This is a genomic window from Paenibacillus sp. FSL L8-0158, assembly GCF_038592965.1.
Lineage (GTDB): Bacteria > Bacillota > Bacilli > Paenibacillales > Paenibacillaceae > Paenibacillus > Paenibacillus polymyxa_D.
Window position 1 is genome coordinate 420001 of sequence record NZ_CP151949.1, and the last position, 7500, is coordinate 427500.

General features: G+C 48.6%; 4 protein-coding genes, 21 tRNA genes and 2 rRNA genes (2 of these 27 cut by a window edge). 24 read left to right on the forward strand and 3 right to left on the reverse strand.

The features are described from left to right. From NSQ68_RS01785 to NSQ68_RS01895, 23 genes are all read left to right on the forward strand, one after another. Positions 1-1928, forward strand: a 23S ribosomal RNA gene (locus NSQ68_RS01785) (it extends 999 nt beyond the left edge of the window). Between the two features lie 151 nt (positions 1929-2079). Beyond that, positions 2080-2196: ribosomal RNA gene (gene rrf / locus NSQ68_RS01790) — 5S ribosomal RNA — on the forward strand. Between the two features lie 36 nt (positions 2197-2232). After that, positions 2233-2309 (forward strand) — tRNA-Ile (locus NSQ68_RS01795). A gap of 22 nt (positions 2310-2331) precedes the next feature. After that, positions 2332-2407 (forward strand) — tRNA-Ala (locus NSQ68_RS01800). 4 nt (positions 2408-2411) lie between these two features. Next, positions 2412-2487 (forward strand) — tRNA-Asn (locus NSQ68_RS01805). 34 nt (positions 2488-2521) lie between these two features. Then, positions 2522-2595: transfer RNA gene (locus NSQ68_RS01810), tRNA-Met, on the forward strand. 3 nt (positions 2596-2598) lie between these two features. Then, positions 2599-2690, forward strand: a tRNA-Ser gene (locus NSQ68_RS01815). 32 nt (positions 2691-2722) lie between these two features. After that, positions 2723-2794: transfer RNA gene (locus tag NSQ68_RS01820), tRNA-Glu, on the forward strand. Between the two features lie 6 nt (positions 2795-2800). Then, positions 2801-2876 (forward strand) — tRNA-Val (locus NSQ68_RS01825). Positions 2877-2905: 29 nt separating this feature from the next. Beyond that, positions 2906-2979 (forward strand) — tRNA-Met (locus tag NSQ68_RS01830). 25 nt (positions 2980-3004) lie between these two features. Continuing rightward, positions 3005-3081: transfer RNA gene (locus tag NSQ68_RS01835), tRNA-Asp, on the forward strand. 66 nt (positions 3082-3147) lie between these two features. Then, a tRNA-Phe gene (locus NSQ68_RS01840) sits at positions 3148-3220 on the forward strand. A gap of 26 nt (positions 3221-3246) precedes the next feature. After that, positions 3247-3322 (forward strand) — tRNA-Thr (locus tag NSQ68_RS01845). 4 nt (positions 3323-3326) lie between these two features. Continuing rightward, positions 3327-3412, forward strand: a tRNA-Tyr gene (locus tag NSQ68_RS01850). 19 nt (positions 3413-3431) lie between these two features. Beyond that, positions 3432-3504, forward strand: a tRNA-His gene (locus NSQ68_RS01855). Positions 3505-3521: 17 nt separating this feature from the next. Next, a tRNA-Gln gene (locus NSQ68_RS01860) sits at positions 3522-3596 on the forward strand. Between the two features lie 4 nt (positions 3597-3600). After that, positions 3601-3676 (forward strand) — tRNA-Lys (locus tag NSQ68_RS01865). A 14-nt stretch (positions 3677-3690) separates the two neighbouring features. After that, a tRNA-Leu gene (locus NSQ68_RS01870) sits at positions 3691-3778 on the forward strand. A 6-nt stretch (positions 3779-3784) separates the two neighbouring features. Continuing rightward, positions 3785-3859: transfer RNA gene (locus NSQ68_RS01875), tRNA-Gly, on the forward strand. A gap of 10 nt (positions 3860-3869) precedes the next feature. Beyond that, positions 3870-3941: transfer RNA gene (locus NSQ68_RS01880), tRNA-Cys, on the forward strand. A 26-nt stretch (positions 3942-3967) separates the two neighbouring features. Continuing rightward, a tRNA-Arg gene (locus NSQ68_RS01885) sits at positions 3968-4044 on the forward strand. Positions 4045-4066: 22 nt separating this feature from the next. Further along, positions 4067-4140: transfer RNA gene (locus NSQ68_RS01890), tRNA-Pro, on the forward strand. A 9-nt stretch (positions 4141-4149) separates the two neighbouring features. Next, a tRNA-Gly gene (locus NSQ68_RS01895) sits at positions 4150-4220 on the forward strand. A 199-nt stretch (positions 4221-4419) separates the two neighbouring features. Here the strand turns inward: NSQ68_RS01895 and NSQ68_RS01900 are convergent. The 3 genes from NSQ68_RS01900 to NSQ68_RS01910 all read right to left on the reverse strand — a co-directional run bounded on the left by NSQ68_RS01900 (position 4420) and on the right by NSQ68_RS01910 (position 6760). Beyond that, positions 4420-5523, reverse strand: coding sequence for a PAS domain-containing protein (locus NSQ68_RS01900; RefSeq protein WP_342427789.1), 1104 nt, complete (start codon positions 5521-5523; stop codon positions 4420-4422). Continuing rightward, positions 5516-6169 (reverse strand): response regulator transcription factor, encoded by a 654-nt coding sequence (locus NSQ68_RS01905; RefSeq protein ID WP_307354381.1) that lies wholly within the window; start codon positions 6167-6169, stop codon positions 5516-5518. The genes NSQ68_RS01900 and NSQ68_RS01905 overlap by 8 nt, the downstream gene beginning before the upstream one ends. Before the next feature lie 141 nt (positions 6170-6310). Beyond that, positions 6311-6760, reverse strand: a complete 450-nt coding sequence (locus tag NSQ68_RS01910; RefSeq protein WP_307354382.1) for a GAF domain-containing protein — start codon at positions 6758-6760, stop codon at positions 6311-6313. A 299-nt stretch (positions 6761-7059) separates the two neighbouring features. Between NSQ68_RS01910 and NSQ68_RS01915 the strand changes: the two genes are divergently transcribed. Further along, on the forward strand, positions 7060-7500 hold the 5' portion of the coding sequence (locus tag NSQ68_RS01915; RefSeq protein WP_307354383.1) for a Crp/Fnr family transcriptional regulator. Its footprint extends 300 nt past the window's final position; 441 of the gene's 741 nt are visible here — the first part of the coding sequence; it begins with the start codon at positions 7060-7062; the stop codon falls past the right edge of the window.

Consider the following 7500-nt stretch of genomic DNA (forward strand, 5'->3'; position numbering starts at 1 on the left):
GAGTGCTAAGATCCATTGTCGAAAGGGAAACAGCCCAGACCATCAGCTAAGGTCCCCAAGTGTGTGTTAAGTGGGAAAGGATGTGGAGTTGCACAGACAACCAGGATGTTGGCTTAGAAGCAGCCACCATTGAAAGAGTGCGTAATAGCTCACTGGTCGAGTGACTCTGCGCCGAAAATGTAACGGGGCTAAACACACCACCGAAGCTATGGCTTGATGCTTTGCATCAGGGGTAGGGGAGCGTTGAATGCGGGTTGAAGGTGTACCGTAAGGAGCGCTGGACTGCATTCAAGTGAGAATGCCGGTATGAGTAACGAAAAGATCTGTGAGAATCAGATCCGCCGAAAGCCTAAGGGTTCCTGAGGAAGGTTCGTCCGCTCAGGGTAAGTCGGGACCTAAGGCGAGGCCGATAGGCGTAGTCGAAGGACAACAGGTCGAAATTCCTGTACCACCGTAATCCGTTATGAGCGATGGGGTGACGCAGTAGGGTAGTGACGCGGACTGATGGATGTCCGTCTAAGCAGTGAGGCTGGTGTGTAGGCAAATCCGCACATCGTTAAGGCTGGGCTGTGATGGGGAGCGAAAATTACAGTAGCGAAGGTCATGATCTCAGACTGCCAAGAAAAGCCTCTAGCCAGGAGAAGGTGCCCGTACCGCAAACCGACACAGGTAGGCGAGAAGAGAATTCTAAGGCGCGCGGAAGAACTCTCGTTAAGGAACTCGGCAAAATGACCCCGTAACTTCGGGAGAAGGGGTGCCTCGGTAGGGTGAATAGCCCGAGGGGGCCGCAGTGAAAAGGCCCAAGCGACTGTTTAGCAAAAACACAGGTCTGTGCGAAGCCGCAAGGCGAAGTATACGGGCTGACGCCTGCCCGGTGCTGGAAGGTTAAGGGGAGTGGTAAGCCTTCGGGCGAAGCTATGAACCGAAGCCCCAGTAAACGGCGGCCGTAACTATAACGGTCCTAAGGTAGCGAAATTCCTTGTCAGGTAAATTCTGACCCGCACGAATGGCGTAACGACTTGGGCGCTGTCTCAACGAGAGATCCGGTGAAATTTTAATACCTGTGAAGATGCAGGTTACCCGCGACAAGACGGAAAGACCCCATGGAGCTTTACTGCAGCTTGATATTGAATTTGGGTACGATCTGTACAGGATAGGTGGGAGCCGTTGAGCCTTGAGCGCCAGCTTGAGGGGAGGCATCCTTGGGATACCACCCTGATCGTATCTAGGTTCTAACTTGGTACCGTAATCCGGTACGAGGACAGTGTCAGGTGGGCAGTTTGACTGGGGCGGTCGCCTCCTAAAGAGTAACGGAGGCGCCCCAAGGTTCCCTCAGAATGGTTGGAAATCATTCGAAGAGTGCAAAGGCAGAAGGGAGCTTGACTGCGAGACCTACAAGTCGAGCAGGGACGAAAGTCGGGCTTAGTGATCCGGTGGTACCGCATGGAAGGGCCATCGCTCAACGGATAAAAGCTACCCTGGGGATAACAGGCTTATCTCCCCCAAGAGTCCACATCGACGGGGAGGTTTGGCACCTCGATGTCGGCTCATCGCATCCTGGGGCTGAAGTAGGTCCCAAGGGTTGGGCTGTTCGCCCATTAAAGCGGTACGCGAGCTGGGTTCAGAACGTCGTGAGACAGTTCGGTCCCTATCTGTCGTGGGCGTAGGAAATTTGAGAGGAGCTGTCCTTAGTACGAGAGGACCGGGATGGACGTACCGCTGGTGTACCAGTTGTTCCGCCAGGAGCACCGCTGGGTAGCTATGTACGGAAGGGATAAGCGCTGAAAGCATCTAAGCGTGAAGCCCCCCTCAAGATGAGATTTCCCAGTATGTAAGACCCCTTGAAGACGACGAGGTAGATAGGTTGGGGGTGGAAGTGCAGTAATGCATGGAGCTGACCAATACTAATCGGTCGAGGGCTTATCCTAAAGAATAAAACGCAAATGAGTTTCGGATCCAGTTTTCAGGGTGTAACCTTGAAGGTATGTAGAAATACATACGAAATACGCATTGAAATTTATTCACACAGCTGTGATGAACCGAGTTTCAATACGGAAGAATTTGCATAGCAAATTCATGTTTGGTGGCGATAGCGGAGGGGTTCCACACGTACCCATCCCGAACACGACCGTTAAGCCCTCCAGCGCCGATGGTACTTGGACCGCAGGGTCCTGGGAGAGTAGGACGTCGCCAAGCGATATCCTTTAAAGGATAATGAAGTTTTGTATGTTAGGGCCTTTAGCTCAGCTGGTTAGAGCGCACCCCTGATAAGGGTGAGGTCGGTGGTTCGAGTCCACTAAGGCCCACCACTTCTAGAATAACAAAAAGATTGGGGCCATAGCTCAGCTGGGAGAGCGCCTGCCTTGCACGCAGGAGGTCAGCGGTTCGATCCCGCTTGGCTCCACCAATATTCCCTGATAGCTCAGTTGGTAGAGCACTCGACTGTTAATCGAGTTGTCACAGGTTCGAGTCCTGTTCGGGGAGCCATATTTTGAATGTTTCTGAATTTTATATATAAGGTGGCGGCGTAGCTCAGCTGGCTAGAGCGTACGGTTCATACCCGTGAGGTCGGGGGTTCGATCCCCTCTGCCGCTACTCGGAGAGATACCCAAGTGGCTATAAGGGGACCCTCTGCTAAGGGGTTAGACTGCGAAAGTGGTGCGAGGGTTCGAATCCCTCTCTCTCCGCCATAAATTTATTGAAACCAGAACTTATTTTGTAAGGCCCGTTGGTCAAGGGGTTAAGACACCTCCCTTTCACGGAGGTAACAGGGGTTCGAATCCCCTACGGGTCATAATATGGAGGCTTAGCTCAGCTGGGAGAGCATCTGCCTTACAAGCAGAGGGTCGGGGGTTCGATCCCCTCAGCCTCCACCATAAGAAAATTTGAGAAATCCTTTTAATGTCGCGGGGTGGAGCAGTTCGGTAGCTCGTCGGGCTCATAACCCGAAGGTCGTAGGTTCAAATCCTGCCCCCGCAATTAATTTCCTTTTGGAAATGCCTCTGGAACTGTGGTGTAGAGGCCTAACATGCCTGCCTGTCACGCAGGAGATCGCGGGTTCGAATCCCGTCAGTTCCGCCATTTTAGCTTCATATATAATTGGCATATATAGTGCGGATTATATGATGTAGTAATAAAATAAAATATGGCTCGGTAGCTCAGTCGGTAGAGCAGAGGACTGAAAATCCTCGTGTCGGCGGTTCGATTCCGTCCCGAGCCACCTTTCAAGTGGGAAATGAGTAATGTGCCGGTGTAGCTCAACTGGTAGAGCAACTGACTTGTAATCAGTAGGTTGGGGGTTCAAGTCCTCTCGCCGGCACCATTTTGGAGGATTAGCGAAGTGGCCAAACGCATCAGACTGTAAATCTGCTCCCTTACGGGTTCGGTGGTTCGAATCCATCATCCTCCACCAGTCTTTTCATAATCATATGGCGGTCGTGGCGAAGTGGTTAACGCACCGGACTGTGACTCCGGCATTCGTGGGTTCAAGCCCCATCGGCCGCCCTTTATTCTTAATTTATTGGGGATTAGCCAAGCGGTAAGGCAACGGACTTTGACTCCGTCATGCATAGGTTCAAATCCTATATCCCCAGCCATTAAGAGCCATTAGCTCAGTTGGTAGAGCACCTGACTTTTAATCAGGGTGTCGAAGGTTCGAGTCCTTCATGGCTCACCATTTATAATTATTTTGCGGTCGTGGCGGAATTGGCAGACGCGCACGGTTCAGGTCCGTGTGGGCTAACCCCCCGTGGAGGTTCGAGTCCTCTCGACCGCACCATATTTTGCGGACGTGGCTCAGCGGTAGAGCATCGCCTTGCCAAGGCGAGGGTCGCGGGTTCGATTCCCGTCGTCCGCTCCATTATCCATACGGCGCCATAGCCAAGTGGTAAGGCAAAGCTCTGCAAAAGCTTCATTCCCCAGTTCAAATCTGGGTGGCGCCTTGACTGCTCATTATGGATTTAAATATGCGCCCTTAGCTCAGCTGGATAGAGCGTTTGACTACGAATCAAAAGGCCGGGAGTTCGAATCTCTCAGGGCGCGCCATTTCTTAAAAAATGTATAATGTCGGGATGTAGCTCAGCTTGGTAGAGCACCTGGTTTGGGACCAGGGGGTCGCATGTTCAAATCGTGTCATCCCGATACTGATTTGCGGGTGTAGTTCAATGGTAGAACTCCAGCCTTCCAAGCTGGTAGCGTGGGTTCGATTCCCATCACCCGCTTTTTGCTATAGCGGATTCTTGTTGCCTCAGTGGTGACACCTTATAAATAAAGAGAGCCTGTCTGGGGACAGTGCTCTCTCTTTTTTTTGTATTTATCTTCATATACTCCACAATGTGTTGATTATTCGTAACTCGGTATCGGTGTATATCGTTCTGATTACAACTGGTATACACCGATAACTGATCTAGTGGATATTTTTTACACAGGAATGGTCAGTTGGATGGAGGTTCCCTTGTCTGGAGCAGAGATCATGCTCATAAATCCCCCTACCCCTCTAGCCCGTTCTTCCATACTGAACAATCCAACTCCCTCTCCTTGGGACTTTCCAGAGAATCCAATGCCCTCATCTCGAATGGTCACTTGTATCATTTCATCGTGATCCTCAACGTCGACATATGCTTCCGCTACATCTGCGTATTTGGCTACATTCGTTAATGCCTCCTGTACAATTCGATAAATTGCTATTTCTTTGCGAATATCAAGACGTTTACGTAGAGTGCATTGAAAATGCACCTCAATCCCATAGTGGGAACAAAAGTTTTCAATATAGGTTCTTATAGCTGGGACGACACCCAAATCATCCAGAACTGAGGGACGGAGTTCCCACGCTAGACCACGAACATCTTTGATGATGTCGGTCACCTGTGAACGAAGACTCTCCAGAGCGGCACTAGGTTGTTCAGCAAGTTGGCTATCTAATTGAATAACAAGTGAAAACAAGCTTTGCCCTATCCCATCATGTAGCTCTCTTGAAAAGCGTTTACGTTCTTCTTCCTGTATTTGCATGACTTGTGTCATCATAGACTGAAGTTCAGCTTCTACTCTCTTCAGTTTAGTGACCTCATTGCGGATCGCTAAGTACTGATAGGGTTTACCTTCCTCGTCCATAAACGGAACGATCGTAGTATTCACCCAGTAGTAGCTGTTATCTTTAGCACGATTACGTATTTCTCCTTGCCATACCTCACCTGAACGGATCGTAGTCCACAGGTTTTTCATGAAGGCGGGGGTATGATAGCCTGAATTAATGAGACGATGATCCTGACCGATCAGCTCTTCACGACTGTATTGCGAAATCTCACAGAACTTGTCGTTCACATACTGAATAATACCTCGATGATCGGTCAAAGCAACGATGGAAGACGTATCTAGAGCAAATTTCAGATTGGATAATTGGTGGAGTGAGTTACGCAGTGCATGGAGAAAAGGGGACTCTGGTACATAAATTTCGAGATCATTCAGCAGTTTATCGGTTGATTCACCAAAGGCATGCTGCAGTAAAGGGTTAGAAGGTTCATTCATAATGGAGCAGCCCCTTTTTTAGTGCAAATTTGACTAGCTCAGGTCGTGTTTTCAAGTTAAGCTTCTCCATAAGGTTACTTTTATGAGACTCTACGGTTTTGACGCTAATCACCAGATGCTCGGCAATTTCCTTGTTGGCATATCCTTTGGCTACCCACGATAGAATCTCCTTTTCCCGCTCAGACAGGGATTCATAGGGTCCGGCTATACCTTCCTGTTTGATTTTATCCAGATATTCGCTCATCAGTCGTTTGGTTGCATTCGGGTACAAATAGGCACTACCCTCGGCTACAGACTGGATGGCAGCGAGTAACTCCTCGTGAGGTGCGCTTTTTAAAATATATCCGGATGCTCCAGCCTGAATGGCTCGGAACAGATATTCTTCATCGTCATGCATCGTTAAAATAAGGACTTCTGTATTGGGCAACTGTTTTTTTAATTCAGTGGTTGCCGTGAGACCATCTTTGCCAGGGGGCATGCTAAAATCCATGAGCACGACATTAGGTTGTAGCTCCACTGCCTTGCGGATAGCCTCATCCCCGTCTGCTGCATCTCCTACTACCTTAATACCGTTTTTGCCGTCCAATAGGGCCATGAGGCCAGAACGTACGACAACGTGATCATCCACTACTAGTATACGAATCAATTTGTCATCCCCTCGAACGGTAAAAAAACCGTGCGTTTTGTCATAATCATAGCAAATTTTAGGGATTTCAATCAACAAATATAGTTAGGGACAGCCATATTAAGTATTTTATGAGTTTCATATCTACAGAAGACTGTTGATCTATGGAGTGAGAGGGTAAGCACATAATTGGCTAAGGCGTTGAGCGACCTGAGTGGCCTCGGCCACATTAGACTCTGTGAACATCCTCACATCACGATTACCAATAAGCAGCACTCCGTTGGGCAGATCCCCTGTGCTGGAAAAGGGAATGGCAACAGCAGAGTGAAGCTGCTCGGCCAGCATTAGTGCACATTCCTGACGCAGACGTATACTACCTGATAGCAAAGCACTTACAGTCACGGTACGTCCCAAGCGAACAGCCATCCCAGCAATACCATGGCCAATTTTAAAAGAAATAAGGCGATAGCGATTGCTTCGGCTACCGGAGGCGTAATACCAATGCAACTTACCACCCGATTTGGACATAAATGCAAGGGCAGTGAGATCACCATAAATAGTCTCTCTCAACTGGTTCAGTTCTTTTCGCATTTCATCCGTTATTTGTAGCATAGAAGACACATCCTTTTTCATAACCAAACTATATTTCTAATTCATTGTAGTTCCGACAGTTGCAAAAGTAGATCGGGGAACCCCCTGATCTATAGGCGCAGGAAACACTGACTTTTCATCTGGTCGGATAAGGAGTAGGGAAAAGGTCGATAAATGGGGCGTTAGCTTACTTCAGAAGTGATATTTATCACAGCAAATCAGGGAGTAGGAAGGTATAAAATCAGGTGTTCTCCCGATAACAACCCAGGCGTTAAAACATTATGATATAGATATCAGGTAAACACGAGGAGGACGCTAACATGCAAGCCACTTGTATGGAACGGTTTGGGGACGAAGTGGAACGCACGGGAATTCAGATTTATTTGACAGATGAGTATTTTGATTTGCTAAAAAATATTATGTCCTGGAAGAAGGTAAAGGCAGGCGTTATGCTTTTCCGAGAGGGCGATGATGCAGAGCAGCTTTATTATATACATTCAGGTCATGTTAAACTTCGTAAATCAACAGAAGATGGTAAAGAACTGATTCTGACCATTCAGCATCAAGGCGACTTAATTGGGGAATTTAGCGGGATAGATGGAGAAGAGTATAGTTGCACTGCGGAAACAGCCGATGTATGTGAGTTAGGCGTCGTGCTTGTTAAGGATCTGGAGTCGCTCTTGTCCAAAAATGGGGAAATGGCACTTCAGTTCATCCAGTGGATGGCGATGAAGCAACGCATTATGCAATCGCGGTTTCGG

What these genes read in the sequence shown, in the direction of transcription:
- NSQ68_RS01900 (WP_342427789.1), bottom strand. Translation starts at nt 5,523, where the DNA reads ATGAATGAACCTTCTAACCCTTTACTGCAGCATGCCTTTGGTGAATCA.
- NSQ68_RS01910 (WP_307354382.1), bottom strand. Translation starts at nt 6,760, where the DNA reads ATGCTACAAATAACGGATGAAATGCGAAAAGAACTGAACCAGTTGAGA.